The 19452-nt window shown below is 38.3% G+C and carries 21 protein-coding genes; 12 read left to right on the top strand and 9 right to left on the bottom strand.

The genetic code is table 11. The annotated features are described in order from the left end of the window. From AC1DPQ_RS01385 to AC1DPQ_RS01395, 3 genes are all read left to right on the top strand, one after another. Nucleotides 1-1269 (top strand): dihydrolipoamide acetyltransferase family protein (locus AC1DPQ_RS01385; RefSeq protein ID WP_477607622.1); only part of this gene is annotated, 1269 nt, incomplete at its 5' end. 145 nt (nt 1270-1414) lie between these two features. Then, the gene (locus AC1DPQ_RS01390; protein WP_477578846.1) at nt 1415-3193 is read left to right on the top strand and encodes a DUF885 domain-containing protein; all 1779 of its coding nucleotides are present in this window, start codon (nt 1415-1417) and stop codon (nt 3191-3193) included. A gap of 128 nt (nt 3194-3321) precedes the next feature. Next, entirely contained in the window at nt 3322-4482 is a 1161-nt protein-coding gene (locus AC1DPQ_RS01395) for a DUF418 domain-containing protein (RefSeq protein ID WP_477578848.1), read from the top strand. A gap of 175 nt (nt 4483-4657) precedes the next feature. Here AC1DPQ_RS01395 and AC1DPQ_RS01400 read toward each other — a convergent pair whose 3' ends face one another. After that, complete coding sequence (locus tag AC1DPQ_RS01400; protein ID WP_477607624.1) at nt 4658-5035, bottom strand: GxxExxY protein; 378 nt, start codon at nt 5033-5035, stop codon at nt 4658-4660. A gap of 284 nt (nt 5036-5319) precedes the next feature. On the opposite strand from AC1DPQ_RS01400, the gene AC1DPQ_RS01405 reads away from it, so the two are divergent. The 5 genes from AC1DPQ_RS01405 to AC1DPQ_RS01425 all read left to right on the top strand — a co-directional run bounded on the left by AC1DPQ_RS01405 (nt 5320) and on the right by AC1DPQ_RS01425 (nt 9246). Next, nucleotides 5320-5871 carry a cupin domain-containing protein gene (locus AC1DPQ_RS01405; protein WP_477578852.1) on the top strand — a complete coding sequence of 184 codons (552 nt, stop codon included), beginning with the start codon at nt 5320-5322 and terminating at the stop codon, nt 5869-5871. A gap of 68 nt (nt 5872-5939) precedes the next feature. After that, nucleotides 5940-7172: a serine hydrolase domain-containing protein gene (locus AC1DPQ_RS01410; RefSeq protein ID WP_477607626.1), complete on the top strand. Its 1233-nt coding sequence runs from the start codon at nt 5940-5942 to the stop codon at nt 7170-7172. A gap of 5 nt (nt 7173-7177) precedes the next feature. Further along, nucleotides 7178-8161, top strand: coding sequence for a hypothetical protein (locus AC1DPQ_RS01415; RefSeq protein ID WP_477578854.1), 984 nt, complete (start codon nt 7178-7180; stop codon nt 8159-8161). A gap of 23 nt (nt 8162-8184) precedes the next feature. Then, on the top strand, nt 8185-8490 hold the full coding sequence (locus tag AC1DPQ_RS01420; RefSeq protein ID WP_057930731.1) for a YbaB/EbfC family nucleoid-associated protein: 306 nt from the start codon (nt 8185-8187) through the stop codon (nt 8488-8490). A 78-nt stretch (nt 8491-8568) separates the two neighbouring features. Next, nucleotides 8569-9246 (top strand): metal-dependent hydrolase, encoded by a 678-nt coding sequence (locus tag AC1DPQ_RS01425; RefSeq protein WP_477578856.1) that lies wholly within the window; start codon nt 8569-8571, stop codon nt 9244-9246. Nucleotides 9247-9522: 276 nt separating this feature from the next. On the opposite strand, the gene AC1DPQ_RS01430 is transcribed toward AC1DPQ_RS01425, so the two are convergent. The 3 genes from AC1DPQ_RS01430 to polA form a co-directional block, all read right to left on the bottom strand. Then, the gene (locus AC1DPQ_RS01430; protein WP_029274964.1) at nt 9523-9864 is read right to left on the bottom strand and encodes a hypothetical protein; all 342 of its coding nucleotides are present in this window, start codon (nt 9862-9864) and stop codon (nt 9523-9525) included. Between the two features lie 329 nt (nt 9865-10193). Beyond that, nucleotides 10194-11054, bottom strand: a complete 861-nt coding sequence (locus tag AC1DPQ_RS01435) for an energy transducer TonB (protein WP_477607628.1) — start codon at nt 11052-11054, stop codon at nt 10194-10196. A gap of 3 nt (nt 11055-11057) precedes the next feature. Continuing rightward, a complete protein-coding gene (gene polA, locus AC1DPQ_RS01440; RefSeq protein ID WP_477607630.1) occupies nt 11058-13865 on the bottom strand; it encodes a DNA polymerase I in 2808 nt (935 codons plus the stop codon). A 156-nt stretch (nt 13866-14021) separates the two neighbouring features. On the opposite strand from polA, the gene AC1DPQ_RS01445 reads away from it, so the two are divergent. After that, entirely contained in the window at nt 14022-14792 is a 771-nt protein-coding gene (locus tag AC1DPQ_RS01445) for a hypothetical protein (protein ID WP_477607632.1), read from the top strand. Nucleotides 14793-14839: 47 nt separating this feature from the next. Next, nucleotides 14840-15520 (top strand): hypothetical protein, encoded by a 681-nt coding sequence (locus tag AC1DPQ_RS01450; RefSeq protein ID WP_477607634.1) that lies wholly within the window; start codon nt 14840-14842, stop codon nt 15518-15520. Between the two features lie 39 nt (nt 15521-15559). Here AC1DPQ_RS01450 and AC1DPQ_RS01455 read toward each other — a convergent pair whose 3' ends face one another. The 3 genes from AC1DPQ_RS01455 to AC1DPQ_RS01465 form a co-directional block, all read right to left on the bottom strand. Then, nucleotides 15560-16102 carry a GNAT family N-acetyltransferase gene (locus tag AC1DPQ_RS01455; protein ID WP_477607636.1) on the bottom strand — a complete coding sequence of 181 codons (543 nt, stop codon included), beginning with the start codon at nt 16100-16102 and terminating at the stop codon, nt 15560-15562. Further along, the gene (locus AC1DPQ_RS01460) at nt 16102-16665 is read right to left on the bottom strand and encodes a DNA-3-methyladenine glycosylase I (protein WP_477579048.1); all 564 of its coding nucleotides are present in this window, start codon (nt 16663-16665) and stop codon (nt 16102-16104) included. Before AC1DPQ_RS01460 ends, AC1DPQ_RS01455 begins: the two co-directional genes overlap by 1 nt. A 232-nt stretch (nt 16666-16897) precedes the next feature. Further along, nucleotides 16898-17251 carry a carboxymuconolactone decarboxylase family protein gene (locus AC1DPQ_RS01465; RefSeq protein WP_477607638.1) on the bottom strand — a complete coding sequence of 118 codons (354 nt, stop codon included), beginning with the start codon at nt 17249-17251 and terminating at the stop codon, nt 16898-16900. A 51-nt stretch (nt 17252-17302) separates the two neighbouring features. Here AC1DPQ_RS01465 and AC1DPQ_RS01470 point away from each other — a divergent pair, with 51 nt between their 5' ends. Continuing rightward, nucleotides 17303-17662 carry a hypothetical protein gene (locus AC1DPQ_RS01470; protein WP_477579044.1) on the top strand — a complete coding sequence of 120 codons (360 nt, stop codon included), beginning with the start codon at nt 17303-17305 and terminating at the stop codon, nt 17660-17662. Here AC1DPQ_RS01470 and AC1DPQ_RS01475 read toward each other — a convergent pair. Together AC1DPQ_RS01475 and trmB are read right to left on the bottom strand one after the other, a co-directional pair. Beyond that, complete coding sequence (locus AC1DPQ_RS01475) at nt 17652-17984, bottom strand: MGMT family protein (protein WP_477579042.1); 333 nt, start codon at nt 17982-17984, stop codon at nt 17652-17654. The genes AC1DPQ_RS01470 and AC1DPQ_RS01475 overlap by 11 nt on opposite strands. Beyond that, a complete protein-coding gene (gene trmB / locus AC1DPQ_RS01480; RefSeq protein ID WP_477579041.1) occupies nt 17984-18634 on the bottom strand; it encodes a tRNA (guanosine(46)-N7)-methyltransferase TrmB in 651 nt (216 codons plus the stop codon). Before trmB ends, AC1DPQ_RS01475 begins: the two co-directional genes overlap by 1 nt. A gap of 113 nt (nt 18635-18747) precedes the next feature. On the opposite strand from trmB, the gene AC1DPQ_RS01485 reads away from it, so the two are divergent. Continuing rightward, a partial coding sequence (locus tag AC1DPQ_RS01485) for a GDP-L-fucose synthase family protein (RefSeq protein ID WP_477607640.1) occupies nt 18748-19452 on the top strand: 705 nt, incomplete at its 3' end.

Genomic DNA, 19452 nt, shown 5'->3' on the forward strand with positions numbered 1-19452 from the left:
CCTTTATTAAGCGATACCATGACTGAAGGTGTTATTGCTGAATGGCATAAAAAAGTTGGCGATAAAGTAAAAGATGATGATGTTCTTGCTGATGTAGAAACCGATAAGGCAACTATGGAAGTAATGGGCTATGCAACCGGAACTTTATTACACATTGGTGTAGAGAAAGGCGCTGCTGCAAAAGTGAACGGAATTATCGCTATCGTTGGTCCTGAAGGAACTGATGTGAGTGGAATTTTAGCGGGCGGCTCAGCTCCGGCTCCAAAAGCCGAAAGTGCTGAAGCACCTAAAGAAGAAAAATCTGCAAATGTTGCAGAAATTGAAACACCAAGAACCTCATCATGTGGTACAACTGCAGACAACGCCGATAGCCGCGTTAAAGCATCTCCTTTAGCTAAGAAAATTGCTAAAGATAAAGGGATCGATTTAGCACAGGTTGCAGGTAGTGCAGAAGGTGGACGTATCATTAAAAAAGATATCGAAAACTTTAAACCAAGTGCAGCGCCAGCAAAATCAGAATCTGCATCAGCTCCGGCTGCAGAGAAAGCTGCTGCACCAGCACCAGTTATTCCTCAATTTGTTGGTGAAGTTAAATTTACTGAAGCTCCGGTTTCGCAGATGCGAAAAGTAATTGCAAAACGTTTAGCAGAAAGTTTATTTACTGCTCCACACTTCTACTTAACCATCAGCATTGATATGGACAATGCAATGGCTGCACGTACGGCAATCAACGCTGTTGCTCCTGTTAAGGTTTCTTTCAATGATATCGTAATTAAAGCGGTTGCTGTTGCATTGAAAAAACACCCTGCTGTTAACTCATCATGGGGTGGCGATAAAATCAGATTTAACGAACATACCAACATTGGTGTAGCTATGGCTGTTGAAGATGGTTTATTGGTACCAGTAGTGCGTTTTGCTGATGGCAAATCTTTATCACACATCTCTGCAGAAGTAAAAGATTTTGGCGGTAAAGCAAAAGCTAAAAAATTACAACCAGCAGATTGGGAAGGTTCTACTTTCACCGTATCTAACTTAGGTATGTTTGGGATTGATGAGTTTACTTCAATCATCAACTCTCCTGATGGTGCAATTTTATCAGTAGGTGCTATACAACAGGTTCCTGTTGTTAAAAACGGCGCTGTTGTTCCTGGTAACGTAATGAAATTGACTTTAGGTTGCGATCACCGTGTGGTTGATGGTGCAACCGGAGCACAGTTCTTACAAACATTAAAAGGTTTATTAGAAGAGCCAATCAGGTTATTAGCTTAATCAGCTAGCAATTCACAGTTTTCAGTTAATACTGATCATATACTAAAGCCATCCTTAAAAAGGGATGGCTTTTTTGCGTTAAGGAGAGCCGCTCGTAAATGGCTAATAATTTGCTATTTTTGATTAGAACCTTAACCCAAAATAAATGAAAAAGATATTTCTTTTTGCTGCCTGTATTACGGCTTTTACCGCCTGTAAACAAAAAAGCAGTTCAGACAATACCACCGAAAACAAAGCTTTTGCAGCATTGTGCGAACAATACTACCAGGAAGGATTAAAACTGAACCCCATTAACGCCACCTATATCGGCGACGAGCGTTATAACGACCTTTTAGCCAACGATGGGTCGCAAGCCTATATAAAAGAATTTAAAAGCTATAACGAGCGTTATTTAGATAGCCTGGGCAAATACGATAGAGAAAGCCTAAGTGCAAACGACAAATTATCTTTCGATTATTTAAAAGATCAGTTGGAGATCAATATCGAAGGGCTTAAATATCACTTCGAATACCTACCGTTTAACCAGATGTTTGCTTTGCCTTTAACCATTGGTCAGTTCGGTGCTGGCACGGGTATTCAGCCTTTTAAAACGGTAAAAAATTATGAAGATTGGTTAAAACGTATTGATGCATTTTCGATATGGGCCGATACTGCCATTGGCAATTTTAAAAAAGGTGCTGCCGCCGGTATTGTATTGCCGAAAGCATTGGTGATTAAAATGATTCCTCAAATGCAGAGCATGGTTGTAGCTACACCCGAAGAAAGTTTATTTTATGGGCCGATCAAATTAATGCCTGCAAGTTTTTCTGCGGCAGATAAACAAAAATTAACAGAAGCTTACCGCAATTCGATCACTAAAGTAATTATCCCTACCTATAAAAAACTGGGCGATTACCTGCAGAACGAATATCTACCAAAAACAAGAACTACTTCAGGCTATTCTGCCATGCCAGGTGGTTTGGCCTGGTACACTTATCTGGTTAAACAACAAACTACCACCAATAAAACGCCCGAGGAGATCTATCAAACTGGCTTAAAAGAAGTTGCCAGGATTAAAGGCCAAATGGATAGCATCAAAAACTTAGTTGGATTTAAGGGCGATTTGAAGGCTTTTTTCGAATATATGAAAACAGACAAAAAATTCATGCCTTATAAAACACCAAAAGAAGTTTTAGCCGCTTTTGAAAACATCCACCAGCGCATGAAACCCAATCTGAAAAAGATGTTTGATGTTGAACCTAAAACACCTTTCGAAATCCGCCAAACGGAAGCTTTCAGAGCAGCATCGGCCAGTGCAGAGTATAATCCAGGTTCAGCTGACGGGTCTCGCCCAGGGATTTTTTATGTGCCAATTTTAGACGCTAAAACATTTAACACCACTTCGGGCATGGAATCTCTTTTTCTTCACGAGGCAATTCCAGGTCACCATTATCAGATTTCTTTAACGCAAGAAAATAAATCACTTCCTAATTTCCGCCGTTTTGGCGGACATAATGCTTATGTAGAGGGTTGGGCATTATATTGTGAATCATTAGGTAAAGAACTAGGCCTATACCAAGATCCTTACCAGCATATGGGCGCTTTGGGCGATGAAATGCATAGGGCAATCCGTTTAGTGGTTGATGTGGCCATCCATACCAAAAACATGAGCAGAGAAGAAGCCATAAAATACATGACAGACAATGAAGCCATCAGCACTGAAGGTGCAACAGCAGAAATTGAACGTTACATGGGCATACCTGCACAAGCTTTAGGCTATAAAACAGGTGCAATGAAAATAAGGGAGTTGAGAACTAAATATGAAAAAGAATTAGGCCCGAAATTTAAACTGGCAGCTTTTCATACTGCGGTTTTAAAAGATGGATCGTTCCCCTTATCTGTTTTTGAAGCGAAGATGGATACATGGGCAGAAAGCCAGAAGTAAAATTGAGGGGATACCAGTAGTGTATCCCCCTTTTTGTCATCATCATCATCATTCTTTATAATAAGCACCATTAAATTCTAATAAAATATTCTATCGTGCCTTTAAGCAAGATAATTAATTTCTACTGTATGAATACCCTATCAAGCCAACCTATCCAACTCAATCAGCGCACGATGATTATTGATATACTTAGAGGCTGGGCGCTTTTAGGTGTTGTTTTGATGAATTATTATGATTTTTTTGTACTGGATAAAGACTCTGTTCTCTTCAAGCCAGATGGTTTAACCGACGGCTTGATGTATTTCTCAAAGACAGTTTTTGCAGCCAAATCGTGGACAATGTTGAGTTTGCTTTTTGGCTACGGTTTTGCTGTTCTAATGAACAACATAGGCAATAAGGGGCAGAATCCTTATACTTTTTTTGCAGGTCGCATGTTCTGGCTGCTGGTGCTCGCATTAATTAACAGTGCATTGTTTTTTGGCGATATTCTAAAAGATTATGCCATTTTAGGGCTGTTACTGCTATTCTTCTATCGAAGCTCGGCCAAAACCACTTTTGCGGTAAGCTTGGTGCTCTTGTTGATTATTCCGGCATTAAGTGCTTTTGTCAACTCGCTGCACGACACTGGCCGCGAGGATATCACAAAACTGTTTTACCTCTACAGGAGCAATCACCTGGTAGATGTACTGTACTTCGGACTAAAAGGCACCTATGTTGCCCAAATGATCAGTAAGCCGTACTTATATACCGTACATGTTGTAATGTTCTGTTGTTTTTTATGGGGTTTTAGCCTGTACAAGATCAATTTCTTTAATGCATTGCCAACCAAAATAAAGCTGGTAAAAAAAATGTTTTGGATTTCATTGGGTGTTACCCTAATGCTTTCTGCCTATTTTCCTATTATCGATAAATTAAAGTGGAACGTTAAGGATTATTATAACATACGTTATTGGCTAATTTTAAGCACCATGTTATTTATTTCCAGCGCCATTTGCTGGCTGTATATTTCAGGTAAATGCAAAACCTTTTTGGGTAATTTGGCAGTTATGGGCAAAATGACCCTGACCAATTATATGGTACAAAACCTGATCGGCCTGCTTATTTTTTCTGGCTTTGGTCTTGGTATCTGGACATCAATGCCAATAGGCTTTTATTTAATATTGGCGATTATTATTTACACGCTGCAGGTTTACTTTAGCAAATGGTGGCTTTCGAGGTATAATTATGGCCCCATCGAATGGATCTGGCGCCAGTTAAGCTATGGAAAAAGATTACCGCTTAAAAGTTAGCTGGGAAGTCTCTTATCTCTGGTACTGAATATCAACAACTTTAATCTGCGCGAATCTTCTTAAATCTGTGGGACAAAACCCAAATAGCAAATTGTTTCCCGCAGATATCGCAAAGTGCACAGATAAAAATAGTTGAAATCTGCATTAATCTTCTTAAATCTATAGAAAACATTTATTAAAGGCCATTCACTTTTCTCCAGATTGATTGTGATATGTTTGAAGAATTAAAATTAACAAGCATTCCAAGTCGTAAGCCAGAAAGTTTCAGGTAAGTAAGTACCTGCTTATGGTGAACAGGCGCAAGTGTTTCTACTGATTTTACTTCGATAATGACCAGATCGTTTATTAATAAATCTATCCGATAGCCGGCATCAAGAGTTATACCTTCAAAGACAACTGGTAATTTTACCTGTTGCTTAACATCTAAGCCGTTTTCGGTTAAAACATAAGCCAGTACCGTTTCGTAAACAGATTCTAACAAACCAGGGCCTAACGCATTGTAAACTGTAAATATTGCACCCCTAATCTGGTAGGAGATATCATTCTCATCCATAGTATAAAAATTTAATGGCTATTCTTAAATCAGGATGATTAACTAAAAATATTATAATCTCTGTAATTATCAAAATTCTAAGAAAAAGAAAGCGACTCTGCGTCGATCTTCTTAAATCTGTGGGAGAAAACCCAAATGCAAATTTTCCCGCAGATATCGCAACCGACGCAGATAGATAAAAGAACCACAATCTGCGGTAATCTCCTTGGATCTGCGGGAGAAAAAATCGCGATCTCTAAACCCTTTGCCCATTACTTTGTTAACTATTAAAACACCCGCAAATCATGGACAAAGAAAAATTGATACAAGAAGCTTATTTAGTTGCACATAAAATAGAGGAGAATGGCAATTTCCCGAACAATCCTACTTTACCGTTAATGATTTACAAAGGTACATTTAGGTTGCACCCTGATGATACAGAAGAAGTAATCAAGAAAGTTTTCGCACAGAACGGTTATACCAATACCTGGGTTGATGGTATTTTTGATTACCACCACTACCACAGCAATACGCACGAAGTAATGGGTGTATTTTGTGGCAAGGCCGATGTACAGTTTGGAGGTGAACATGGTGTTTGTATAGAACTGGATAAAGGCGATGTAATTATTATCCCTGCGGGTGTGGCACATAAAAAACTGAACTCAACCGACGACTTCACTGTTGTTGGTGCATACCCGAATGGCTCAGATTACGATATTAAATATGGCAAAGCCGAAGAACGGCCTGAAGCAGATGAAACCATAGCCAAAGTGAAAAATCCAGACAGCGACCCCGTTTATGGAAGTAAAGGTCACTTATTTGAATGCTGGTACAATCAAAATTGCGAAAATGTGTAAAACTCTTTCGTTTTAACCGTCTAAAATTCTTTAATTTTCGGGTTTTAAATACACTATCCCTAATATAAATGAATTTTCGATATATATGTTCAGCATTAGCCCTCTCTGTAACTTTACTAACCGCATGTTCAAGCAAAAAATCTGAAGAGAAAAAGGCCGCTGAAAAAAAAATCCGCACCAAAGACGACGACAAAGCAGATAGCCTTCTATTGGTTTATAATCCGCAAAAAGGTGATAAATGGATTGCTGATTTTGTAGATAACCTACACCGGAAATTCAATTTCAACGGAAATATGCTGGTAGCCAAAGATGGAAAAATTCTTTACGAAAAAGCCGTTGGATGGGCCGATTACCTGCATCGCGATAGCTTAACCATCAACTCAGAATTTGAGCTGGCTTCAATTACCAAAACCTTTACCGGTACAGCCATTATGCAATTGGTAGAAGCCGGAAAACTTTCGTTAAACGATAATGTAAAAAAATTCTATCCTAATTTCCCATACGAGGGCATAACGGTGAAATTATTGCTTTCTCACCGCAGCGGCATGATGAACTATGTGTACTTTATAGATGATATCTGGCGTAAGGAAAAACGAAACATGAAAAAAGRCGTAACCAATCAGGAAGTAATGAATGTTATTGCTGAGCGGAAACCAAACCCATACACTAAACCAGATAACCGCTTTCACTATAACAACTCGAACTTTATGGTTTTGGGTGCCATTATAGAAAAGGTTACCGGACAACGTTACTCGCAGTACATGATGGAGCATGTGTTTAAACCAGCTGGATTAAAGCACACGCATGTATATAGCACCACTGAGTATGAAAAAATTCCGGTTGATGTGGTTGGTCACGACCGCAATAGTTTCAGATATTCTGTTGCGCAGAATTTTCTAGACGGTCCTGTTGGAGATAAAGGCATTTATAGCACGGTCCACGATTTGGTATTATTTGATAAATACTTGAAAAACGGAAGATTACTGACCAAAAAGAGTCTCGATTCGGCGTATGTAGGTCGCAATAAACCTATAAACGGCCATTTTAACTATGGCTATGGCTGGAGAATATTCGATGGCGAGAAGATGGACAAAGTAGTTTATCATACGGGTTGGTGGCATGGTTTCCGTCATATTTATGTGCGAGATTTAGACAAAAATATTGTAATCATATTTTTAGGTAACCTTACTAATGGAAGTTTGATGCATCTTGATGAGCTGTACAAACATTTCAATATGCCGGTTATCCGTAAAGGGGCTTACCACGGCAACGGAAGCTTGCCGGGTTCTGACGAAGATTAATTTTTATGGCAAAAACTAAATGGATTATTGAGTCAAGCATGTTGATCATCTATCCGAAAAGAAATTTAAGGATAGTTGGACTTATATTTTTTGTATTAATTGCGGCCTTTATTTTCTTTTTATCGAGATCGGTACAGGGCTATTCTGCTGGTGTCACTCTTGGATATTATGGCTGCCTGTTATTAATTCCGTTACTACTGATTTTTATTGCTGAAACAAAAGTAATTTTTGATGGCAACAGCAGGGTTCTATATAAGAAGATCGGTTTTTTGCCAACAGGTTCAATCCCCTTTGATGATATTGCTTCGGTACAGGCTTATGAAATCATGGGTAGTGGATATAATTATAGGCTGTTTAAAAAAAGCAACCGGCATGGCAAGGGTATAATCGTCTCCAGCGGTTATAACAAAGCTACCAATCCGAATCTGATTCAATTTCAACAGGAAGTTCTTCCAAAAATCGATGAACTTGTTTTTGCAAATGCACCGGTAATTCCTAAACAAACTATTTACGACTTTCAGTTTTTTAAAGAAGAGGGTGGCGTGTACCTATTGCGCGATAATAAGATAGGCAGCTTAATCATGGGATTGATTTTGATAGGAGTTACCGTTGCGATATTGCTTAACCCAGATTTTTTAACAAACGAAGGTTTTTTTCAAAAAATATTACTCACCTATTTTCCGGCGGTTATTGGCTTAGCGCTTCTTTTTGCAGCAACCTCCAACATCCGTTTTGATAAAAGCCAGAGGAAAATTATCCGTTCCACTTTTGCCGGCCGCGTATTAAAAGAATATCCATTTGATGACCTGGTCCGTTTTCATATTATCCGTAAAACAACCAATCTTATTTATTCGGGCACCGAAGTTAGGGCAGAGATTTTATTGCCTACCAAAAACAAAACAACCACTTTAATCCTTAAAAGCTTTACAGGCACTAAAAAGATTGAGCGCTTTCTTGATGAAGCCAATACGATTTTAGGCCGGATTTAGTTTGATTCTAAAACAAAACGATTATGTTCGATAAATTATTTGCGGCTCAACAAAAAGCCGAGGAAATTAAAAAACGCCTTGATACGATCTCAGTATTTGGCGAAGTTGAAAATGGTGCCATAAAAATCACCGCTACAGCAAACAAGGCCATCACCGGAATTTCCATTGATGAGGAGTTTTTGAAAAATGCCGATAAGGAAGAATTAGAAGAACTTTTGTTAACGGCTATTAATAAGGCTATGGCAAGCGCCGAACAGGTAAGTGCCGCCGAAATGCAGGCATCAGCACAAGATATGCTTGGAGGCTTAGGCGGTATGTTTGGGCAATAAAACCATTAGTTAACTTAACTGTTTATCCTAAGAAGAATCGATCTTGCTACTCGAGACTCAAATCTTGATACTATTATTATGAAATATACCTATTACGGCCAATCTTGCTTCCTGTTAGAGGCAGCCGGTAAAAAACTACTATTCGATCCGTTTATATCGCACAATCCATTAGCTAAACATATAGATATTAAAGCCATTGAGGCCGATTATATCCTGGTTAGTCATGGCCATGGCGATCATGTGGCCGATCTGGTAGAACTAGCCAAGCAAACCCAAGCTACAGTTATTGCCATGCCAGAAGTAGTAGATTGGGCAAGTAAACAAGGTGTAGAAAAAGTACATGGAATGAATTTTGGCAAATTTACGTTTGATTGGGGAACTGTACGCATGGTGCCTGCAACCCACTCATCGGGTTTGCCAGATGGAAGTTACGGAGGTAATCCTGCAGGCTTTGTACTTGAAGTGGATGGCAAACAGATTTACTTTGCAGGCGATACAGGTTTAACCATCGAGATGAAAGTTTTGGCTGATATTTACAACCTGGATTATGCCATTTTACCTATCGGCGGAAATTATACCATGGATGTTGATGATGCTTTGGTTGCGACTAAATATTTCGACTGTGATCATGTAATCGGTGTACACTACAATACCTTTCCGGTAATCGAAATTGATACTCAGGCTGCGTTAGATAAATTTAAACGCGAAAATAAAACACTATTGTTGCCAGAAATTGGTGAGACGATAAACTTATAGTCTCGTGCGGATTACAAATCCACCGTTTGAACGGTTGTGATTGCAAATCACGACCAACGAAAACCGTCATTTCGAGCGGAGTGCAACGTAGTCGAGAACCACATAGTGCTCAGCGAAGCTAAATCTGTCTAGATAGATCTCTCCGTTCCGCTGCGCTTCAGTCGAGATGACGACATCTCTTTGAATGCACCTAATGTGTCTTTCGAACAGGTACCATTAAAACAAAAAAAGGGCCTCCGATTTTCATTGGAGACCCTTCAAATTATAAACCTGAACCTAATTCTTTTTAGCAGCAGCTTTATTTGCTTTGTAACGCATATCAGCTGTTCCGTCTTTTTTAGTTGGACCAGCAACTTTAGTTACCGCCTTTGCTTTATTTTCTTTAAAACGCATATCTGGCGTGCCATCTGCTTTTACTTTAGCAGCTGTAGTAGTTGTTTTAGTTTCTACTTTTTTAGCCTCTTGTTTTACACCTGCTTTTACTGGTGCAGTTGTAGTTTTTACTTCTTTTTTAACAACTGTTTTAGCTTTAGCTGCTGGAGCTGTTGCTGGTGTCTGAGCAAATGCTGTTGTTAAACCAAATGCTGCGATTGCGATTAAACTCAATAATTTTTTCATGTTTTTTAGATTTGTTTTTTAATTACCATAAAGCTTCTTCGTTTTCACTCAGAGGTTTCATAATCCTTAATTTTTGTTTACTCGTTATTTGTTGATATAAAATTGATTAATTGATATGAAGTTTTAATGAAGATAATAATTTTTAATAATTTATTAAACGGTTTGGTATTATTAAACTTTCACTTTCTTGAGAATAAAGCTATAACTTTTTTTGTTAGCGATATCCCTAACTTCCGATAGTTGTTCATTGCTGGGCACTAATTTTACATCTACTTTTTCTTTCCAAATAAACTCCGTTTAGGATGGTTCAGTTATCAAAAAAGAAATCATCAGTTAATTGTAAAGTTGATTGCAATTTTGGTTTGCATAGCCATAGGTTCACCAAACAAAGTACCTGGAAGCCATGGAGGTGATAATTTGAGCACCCTAATGGCTTCCTGACTTAGGCTATCGTGCGATGAGGAAAATATTTCGATGTTTGATAAACGGCCGTCGGTATTTACCGTTACGGAACAAACTACCCTGCCAGTTAGATCGGGGTCAGGAAAACGAAGGTTTTTAGCCAGGAATTTATAAAACCTCGGATAACCGCCCTTGAAAATTGGCTCGGTTAAAATGTTTTTCTTCACCGTTGGCCGATCGTTTTGATCAAAATACGCACTGTCTGTTAAATCGCCTGTTGTATTATAAAGCTCTTTGGCTGCCAGTTGTTGGTTGAGGTAAAAGAATTTCCATTCCCCGGTTTTTAGGCCCCGACTAAAACAACCTTGATCTTTTATATGCTCTTTATCATAATAAGATTTATATAAACCATCAAACTTATTGTTCAAGAAATGGATTTCTTGCGCCGTGTTGCCCAAAGAATCGTAAATGATCCATTTTCCTACTTTAGCATTCTTATCATAATGTCCGTGGATAAAGAGTTTGCCATTCAAAAACTCCTGATAGTTTCCATTATGTATCGTTAGCTGCTCATCGGCAAAGGTCTCTTTTTTAAGCAGAACAAAGTTTTTATCGGCGGTAGTTTTAACCCATGCGAGCGTATCTCTCTTGTTAATTTTATATACGCTTACACTTTCCTTTTTTGTGGAGCTACCTCCAAAATTATAGGTAACCAGTGTATCGCTTTTTTGCGCCATACATCCGAGTGCTATAAAGTAACTTACCATAAATAAGAAGATTGCTTTCATATTTTAATGTGCAGCCAGCCAATTATCTCCTTCACCAATTTCTACTACAATGGGTACCGTGAGTTTAATGGCATTGGCCATTTTATCTTGAATAATTGCCTTCATCGCTTCCTTTTCCGATCTCACCACATCAAACACCAACTCATCATGCACCTGCATGGTCATGGTTGACTGCATACCCTGCGCTTTCATTTCTTTATGGATATTGATCATCGCAATCTTGATCATATCGGCTGCAGAACCTTGAATGGGTGCATTAATGGCATTTCGTTCTGCAAAACCCCTTACGGTTTGGTTGGCAGAGTTAATATCTCTTAAATAACGTCTTCTGCCCATTATGGTTTCTACAAATCCGTTCTCGCGTGCGAAGTTCATGGTATCGCTCATGTAACGTTTAATCCCTGGGTATTGTGCAAAATATTGTTCTATAATTTCGGCAGCTTCCTTACGTGGAATACCTAAATTTTGCGATAAACCAAAAGCAGACTGACCATAAATAATTCCGAAGTTAACGGCTTTGGCATTTCTGCGCTGTGTTCCATCTACTTCTTCGATGCTTACGCCATACACCTTAGCTGCTGTTGCCGTGTGGATATCGATCCCTTTGTTAAAAGCATCGAGCATATTCTCTTCCTTACTGATTTCGGCAATAATGCGCAATTCTATCTGCGAATAATCGGCCGATAACAAAATGTGGTTTTCATCCCTTGCAATAAAGGCTTTGCGCACCTCCCTGCCACGCTCGGTACGGATCGGAATATTCTGTAAATTTGGGTTATTGGAGCTTAATCTTCCCGTTGCTGCAACGGCCTGATTGTAGGATGTATGCACTCTACCTGTTTTAGGGTTAACCATTAAAGGCAATGCATCAACATAGGTTGATTTGAGTTTTTGTAACTGGCGGAAGTCTAAAATATCCTGTACAATATCACTTTTGCTTGCTAAGGCCATTAAAACGTCTTCTCCTGTTTGGTACTGACCGGTTTTTGTTTTTTTTGCTTTCGGATCTAACTGAAGTTTATCAAATAAAACTTCTCCCAATTGCTTTGGCGAGGCAAGATTAAATTTAATTCCTGCTTTATCGTAAACATTCTGTTCGAACTTGATGATCTCAGTTTCGAGTTCTTTAGAATAAGCTTTTAAGGTTTCGATATCAATACGAACACCTTCTTTTTCTATATCTGCCAAAACATAAACCAACGGATTCTCAATTTCTTCGGCTAGCTTGGCTGCATTTAGTTGTTTTAATTTTGGTTCAAATATGTGCGCTAATTGTAATGTCACATCAGCATCTTCGGCCGCGTAATCTACCACATCTATTACAGGCACATCACGCATGGTGCCTTGGTTTTTGCCTTTTGCACCAATCAATTTGGTAATAGAGATCGGTGAATAACCAAGGTAGTTCTCTGATAAAACATCCATACCATGGCGGGTATCAGGGTCGATTAAATAGTGCGCAAGCATGGTATCAAAAAGTTTACCCTTCACCTGAACACCATACCATTTCAACACTAAAATATCGTATTTGGTATTCTGACCAATTTTTTCAATTTCTTCATTTTCCAATACGACTCTAAATTCGTCAACAATAACCTGAGCCTCTTCTCTCACTGCCGGAACCGGAATGTAATAACCTGTGCGTGGTTTTATGGAGAAAGATAAACCAACTAAATCGGCCATGTTTGCATCGGTACCCGTAGTTTCCGTGTCAAATGAGATCCGTTTTTCGGCAAGCAATAATTTAATTAGATCTGCACGTTGCTCAGCAGTATCAATCAGCTGATAATCGTGTTCAGTATTTTCTATGGTTTTAGCCGGAAGCTTTTCTGCTGGTTCCTCTTCAAGCGTATTGGTATATTGAATGGCTTCGCCTGCTTGGTTTCCGAATAAATCTGTCTGCGTACCTTCCTGAAAGCGTGCTGTAGTAACCGAAAATTCATCGCCAAATACCCTGCGACCTAAAGTCCTGAATTCTAATTCAGTAAATAGCGGTTCTAATAAATCGCGGCTCGGATCGCAGAGTTCCAAACTGGCTTCGTCTAATTCAACAGGAACATCCAATAAAATAGTAGCCAGTTTTTTTGAGATTAAACCTTGTTCTGCAAAATTCTCTACGTTTTCACGCTGTTTACCTTTTAGCTCATGGGAGTTTGCAATAATGTTCTCCATAGAGCCATATTGCTTGATCAATGCTTTTGCCGTTTTCTCTCCTATGCCTGGAATGCCCGGTATATTATCTACCGCATCGCCCCATAATCCTAAAATATCGATTACCTGTAATACATTTTCGATCTCCCATTTCGCTAATATTTCTTTTACACCCAAAATTTCCATATCGTTACCCATACGAGCAGGTTTGTAAATAAAAATATTTTCAGAAACCAATTGTGCAAAATCTTTATCAGGCGTCATACAATAAACCTGATAGCCTTTTTGCTCTGCTTTTTTGGCCAGTGTACCAATAATATCATCAGCCTCGTAACCATCAGAGGTAATCACTGGAATATTAAAACCCGTAATTAATTTAATCACATAAGGCATCGCCGCAGCCAGATCTTCCGGCATAGCCTGGCGGTGTGCTTTATACGCTTCGAAAGAAGTATGCCTTTCAGTCGGCGCCTCGGTATCGAAAACAACTGCAATGTGTGTTGGTTTTTCTTTCTTCAAAACATCTAACAAAGTATTGGTAAAGCCCATTACTGCCGATGTATTAATGCCTGTTGAGGTGAAACGAGGGTTTTTACTTAATGCAAAATGYGCCCTGTACATCAGCGCCATACCATCTAGGAGAAAGAGTTTTTTATTCATGTGATTACACCGATTAATGTTATACCGACAAACAGATTTATCGGATGATAAAAGTAACCAAAGTTAGTCATATCACTAAAATGCTTTGTCAACAAAAAAAAATAAATTATTTATTGAAATCTCTTACTTTAAGCATCATTTATAAAAAACGCTTTTATGAAAACTTTCTTTACCTTAATTTTTTGCATGACTGCCTGCTTAACCAAGGCTCAGCTTCCATCCGATACCTTGATTACCTATATCACTTTCGAAAACCTAAAAGGACCCAATGATGGTTATGGCGCGTCAATCGATCGGCCAATAGGCAGTGGTGCCTTTAAAAACATTTCCGATCGGGATAATTTAAGAGTAAGAATGGCCAAACTCGAAAATTCTTACCGCTGGCCTGATGGATCAAAAATCGACTTTACTAAAAGAAATAGTCAACATTCAAATACAGGTATTGTAGATCGTTATACTTTGATAAATCCAACTACAAAAGATACGCTATTTCTCTTTGTTGATCCTTATAAAACCGATTCTATATTTTATATTCCAAAGGGATTGATTGCTGTTAACAAAGAAGTTTTGGCAAAAGAAATTGCCGTACAGCTAAAATCAATCGAGGATATTAACGCTGCTAAAGATGCTTTTAGCAATGAACAGGAAACTATTAATAAGATTGCCAACTACATTGCCAGTAATATCGGACTGGTTAATTTTATTGATCGGGAAAGTCTGCGTAAAGTGATGACTGATACCCAAGCTGATCCAGAGCTAAAGAATTATTTGTTTAAGCTTTATATTTTGAATAAGTTTTATGCATTGGGCAAGAATATTGTCAATACAAAAGCTTATGCTTTAAATAAAATGAAAGAATCATTTATTAATTTTCAAAAAGAGCATCCTGATGTAGCGACAGGAAATATCAAAATTAATCTGAATTAGTATGTTTTGGAATTAAGTTCCGTTATTTGTGAAAAGCAATTGAGCATATGAAATTTCTATTATCTGTTTTTCTTTTCTTACTTACGCTAAATCAACTTTCAGCTCAGGATTTTATTGTTAAAAACAACGATGATGTCATCCGTGGAACGATAAAGGGCACCGATTATTTTTCGGTTTTTATTAGCGCCAATGATGAAACCGATGTGATTTTGCCTGCTAAGGATGTTAAGAACTTCTTCTGGAACGGTGATAGCTTTGTGAGCAAGGGTTTTGCAAATGGGCGCAATTTCGAATACCGTTTTGTTAAGGTAATCGAAATGGGAACGGTTAATCTTTATTCTTTTGGCGGAGGTACCTTGGTTCCTGCAGTAAAAGAGAAAAAAGTAAAATTCAGGCCATCAATTGGTATTGGAACAGGAACCGGTGGTTATGGTGGCATGGGTATGGGTGGAGGCATTAGCATCGGCAGTGGCCGTAATGCTGCACCAGAGAGACCAGCGGGTGCGCCTATTGTTCGTTACTTTATTGAAAAACCAGGTGCTGGTCCTTTACAGGAAGTACCTATGAAAGCAATAACCGAAGACACTAAAAAAACTGAAGTTAAAAATATTTTATTGCAAAAAATGGGCGACCAACCTGCTTTAAAAGCTAAAGTTGAAGCTGGGACAGATTTTAATAGCAGAGATGTAATAGAATGGGTTAAGGAGTATAACGCCACAAAGAAATAGAGCTAGGATTAAAAATAGATTTTAGGATTGCAAGATCTTTTAACTCATATCATCGCGCTTTAGCTTTATATAAATGGCTAAACTGATCAGCTTATCGTTTTTAATTTCACAGTTCTCCATTGTTTTCTGATAATCAAAATCAAGTTTTTGGAGTACCTTTTTGCTGTTTTCATTTTGAGTTTCAACCATAGCCTCGATTTTTATTAAGCCTAATTTCTCAAAGGCATAATTACAAATGGGATTTGCTACTTCTTTAATGATGCCTTTTCCCCAATGTTTGGGCAACAGCCAAAAACCGATTTCAGCACTTTGATCTGTTTTACTTAAATCATTAAATCCTATGGCACCTAAGAGACCAAGGTTTTCTTTATCACAGATTGCCCACCAGATACCTGTTTCATTTTTTTGAAGGTCATTGAACCAGATCAATTGCTCATTGGTTTCCTCTAGGCTTGCATAGCGCACACCATAATAGCGAATCACATCAGGATGGGATAATCCTTCAAAAATAAATGCTAGATCGTCAGAACAAAATTGCCTCAATAAAAATCTATCCGTGTGTATTGTAGCTGAAGCAAACATTACCTTGCGCAGCAGTTTAACAAATGGTCGTTAACCATGCCGGTTGCCTGCATATGTGCATAACAGATGGTGGTGCCGAAAAATTTGAAACCACGTTTCTTCATGTCTTTACTAATCTGATCGGAAAGTTGAGTTCTTGGCGGAACATCACTCATTTTTTCAATCTGATTTTGGATCGGTTTGCCACCTGGAACAAAAGCCCACATGTATTTAGAAAAACTGCCAAATTCTTTCTGGATTTCGATAAACAGTTTAGCGTTGGTAATGGCTCCGTTAACTTTTAAACGATTACGGATAATGCCTTCATCGTTCATTAAGCGCTCTATATCTTTTTCGGTAAAAGCGGCTACTTTGTTAACATCAAAATCGGCGAAGGCTTTACGGTAGTTTTCCCGTCTTCTGAGAATAGTAATCCAGCTTAAGCCAGCCTGCGCACCTTCGAGAATCAGGAATTCGAATAAAATTTTATCATCATAAACAGGCTTTCCCCATTCTTCATCGTGATATTTGATATAGAGCGGATCGTTTCCGGCCCAACTACAGCGTATTTTTGAGTCTTGCATAGTTTCACCTTTCGAAAAATTTAAATTAAATATTCTTTACAAACTGTTAAAATGGCGATCAATAAAATACGCTCGTCACCCTGACCTGTAGCGCAGCGGAAAGCTACACAGTAAACCGAGCCTTAAGCGAGCTCACCGTAGGTAATTTAGTTCAGGGTCTTTATCTTGAGATAATTTTCTCAAGCAGATGCTGAAACAAGTTCAGCATGACGATTCTTCTGTACAAAATGAGTTAAACTCCCGCCTCCAAACTCAATTCATCCCAATACTCCACCGCTCTCCTGTAATGTGGAATTACAATACTACCGCCCACGAGATTGGCGATCATGAAAATTTCGTTCATCTCATCATGATTTACACCTGCATCGAAACATTTTCCGAGGTGGTATTTAATGCAATCATCACAGCGCAAAACCATCGAGGCTACCAGGCCTAACATCTCTTTCGTTTTAACATCTAAGGCTCCATCAGCATAGGAGGTTGTATCGAGCGCAAAAAATCGTTTAATATTTGTATTCRCCGTCTCCATAATTCTATCGTTCATTTTTTCACGATAGCCATTAAATTCTTCTACAAGCTTTCCCATATTTTAAAATCTTTTTTAACTGTTATTTGTTAGGGATATAAACATTTGATTATGAAAATGATATCTCCAAAATTTCATGCCGTTTTAGATTACCTATTGGTAATGCTTTTATTGGCTTCGCCCGATATTTTTGGTCTTTCTAAAACCGCTTCAACATTGGCTTACACATTGGGCATCATTCATTTTTTATTAACGATAACCACTAATTTCAGCGGGGGTATTTTTAAGATCATTAACCTTAAACTTCATGGTCTTATTGAGTTTTTTGTTAGTATTATCTTTGTTATCTTAGCCTTTACGCTTTTTAAAGGGAATTTAACCGACGAAATTTTCTACGCCTGTTTAGGTTTATTGATTCTGATTATTTTTACCCTTACCGATTATAAACGAAGTTTACCCGTTATACTGTAATTTCTTCGAGCGGATTCCAGAATACTTTTTTAAAGTTCACCACCTTATCGTCCTTCACTTCAACGCCTTCTTTCCTTAACAACTCCTCCATCAGTTCGGGCGGCTTGAAATGAAACTTTCCGGTTAACAAGCCACTACTGTTTACCACCCTATGGGCAGGCACACCAGGATGGGCTGTTCCGGCATAAAGCATGGCATGTCCAACCATTCTTGATGATTTTGCTGCACCTAAACTTTTCGCGATAGCCCCATAAGATGTAACCCTTCCTTTCGGAATTAACCGGGCAATCTCATAAACCTGTTCGTAAAAATTGGTATCCATTATTCAAAAGAAAATTGAATATAATTAATATTTTTATCGTGTAACAAGTATTTTTTCTCGTAATAGGTTTTGATCGACAATACTTCATCAACCAGTTCTGAAGTATACAGATGATCGGTATTTTTATGTACAGGCAATCCTAATTCTGCAACCTTTTCGCAAGTATAAGCATACAATTGGTCATTATCCGTTTTCAAATTAACATTGCCGCCTGGTTTTAAAACAAGTTTATAACGGTTCAGGAATGCGGGGAAAGTCAAACGTTTTTTCTCACGGCTATCTTGTGGTTGCGGATCGGGGAAAGTGATCCAGATCTCATCAATTTCTCCTTCGTTGAAATACTCCAATAAATTTTCAATCTGGATTCTTAAAAAAGCAACGTTGTTAATTCCATCTTCAATAGCTGTTTTTGCGCCTCTCCAAATGCGGTTACCTTTATAATCAATACCTATAAAGTTTTTTTCAGGAAATAACCTGGCTAAGTTTACCGAATATTCGCCTTTTCCACATGCCAGCTCGAGCACAATGGGATTCGTATTTTTAAAATGTTCTGAAGCCCAGTTTCCCTTTAAAGTTTTTCCTTGTTCTAATTGATATACGTTTGCAAATGTTTCAATTTCTGCAAAACGCCTAAGTTTATCTTTACCCAAAAGTTTTTTTTCTGCAAAAATACAATTAAATCAATAATCGAAGTTTCTTTTGCCAGAAAGATTAATGTCATTCTTATTTAGGAATCGTATTTTTGTAACCTATAAAAAATACCGTGGAAAAAAACGCTAAAATATATGTTGCGGGTCATCGTGGTATGGTGGGTTCGGCCATTTACCGCAAACTGCAAAAAGAGGGTTACGAGAATATTATAACCAAAACTTCGAGCGAGCTAGATTTACGCAACCAACAGGCGGTTACCGATTTCTTTGCAGCAGAAAAACCAGATTATGTATTTCTTGCCGCAGCAAAGGTAGGTGGCATTGTAGCCAACAATACATACAGGGCCGATTTCCTCTACGAGAATTTAGCCATACAAAATAATGTGATCCACAATGCTTATGTAAATGGCGTTAAGAAACTCATGTTTTTGGGATCGAGCTGTATTTACCCAAAAATGGCCCCACAGCCTTTAAAAGAAGACTACCTTTTAACCGGAACTTTAGAGCACACCAATGAGCCTTATGCCATTGCAAAAATTGCAGGGATCAAAATGTGCGATGCCTACCGCGATCAGTATGGCTGTAATTTTATCTCGGTAATGCCAACAAATTTGTATGGCTTTAATGATAATTATCACCCTCAAAATTCGCATGTTTTACCTGCTTTGATCCGTAAGGTACACGAGGCAAAAGCAAATAACGAAAAAGAAATTGTAGTTTGGGGATCAGGATCGCCCATGCGCGAATTTTTATTTGCAGATGATCTGGCAGACGCCTGTTATTTCCTGATGCAAAACTACAACGAACCACATTTGATC

It is taken from the genome of Pedobacter sp. 01T416_2 (assembly GCF_056398925.1).

Coding starts and splice junctions, on each gene's coding strand:
- AC1DPQ_RS01450 (WP_477607634.1), top strand. CDS start 14,840: ATGAAATTTCTATTATCTGTTTTTCTTTTCTTACTTACGCTAAATCAA.
- AC1DPQ_RS01420 (WP_057930731.1), top strand. CDS start 8,185: ATGTTCGATAAATTATTTGCGGCTCAACAAAAAGCCGAGGAAATTAAA.
- AC1DPQ_RS01425 (WP_477578856.1), top strand. CDS start 8,569: ATGAAATATACCTATTACGGCCAATCTTGCTTCCTGTTAGAGGCAGCC.
- AC1DPQ_RS01390 (WP_477578846.1), top strand. CDS start 1,415: ATGAAAAAGATATTTCTTTTTGCTGCCTGTATTACGGCTTTTACCGCC.
- AC1DPQ_RS01445 (WP_477607632.1), top strand. CDS start 14,022: ATGAAAACTTTCTTTACCTTAATTTTTTGCATGACTGCCTGCTTAACC.
- AC1DPQ_RS01430 (WP_029274964.1), bottom strand. CDS start 9,864: ATGAAAAAATTATTGAGTTTAATCGCAATCGCAGCATTTGGTTTAACA.
- AC1DPQ_RS01415 (WP_477578854.1), top strand. CDS start 7,178: ATGGCAAAAACTAAATGGATTATTGAGTCAAGCATGTTGATCATCTAT.
- AC1DPQ_RS01460 (WP_477579048.1), bottom strand. CDS start 16,665: ATGCAAGACTCAAAAATACGCTGTAGTTGGGCCGGAAACGATCCGCTC.
- AC1DPQ_RS01405 (WP_477578852.1), top strand. CDS start 5,320: ATGGACAAAGAAAAATTGATACAAGAAGCTTATTTAGTTGCACATAAA.
- AC1DPQ_RS01455 (WP_477607636.1), bottom strand. CDS start 16,102: ATGTTTGCTTCAGCTACAATACACACGGATAGATTTTTATTGAGGCAA.
- AC1DPQ_RS01395 (WP_477578848.1), top strand. CDS start 3,322: ATGAATACCCTATCAAGCCAACCTATCCAACTCAATCAGCGCACGATG.
- AC1DPQ_RS01400 (WP_477607624.1), bottom strand. CDS start 5,035: ATGGATGAGAATGATATCTCCTACCAGATTAGGGGTGCAATATTTACA.
- AC1DPQ_RS01470 (WP_477579044.1), top strand. CDS start 17,303: ATGAAAATGATATCTCCAAAATTTCATGCCGTTTTAGATTACCTATTG.
- AC1DPQ_RS01435 (WP_477607628.1), bottom strand. CDS start 11,054: ATGAAAGCAATCTTCTTATTTATGGTAAGTTACTTTATAGCACTCGGA.
- AC1DPQ_RS01475 (WP_477579042.1), bottom strand. CDS start 17,984: ATGGATACCAATTTTTACGAACAGGTTTATGAGATTGCCCGGTTAATT.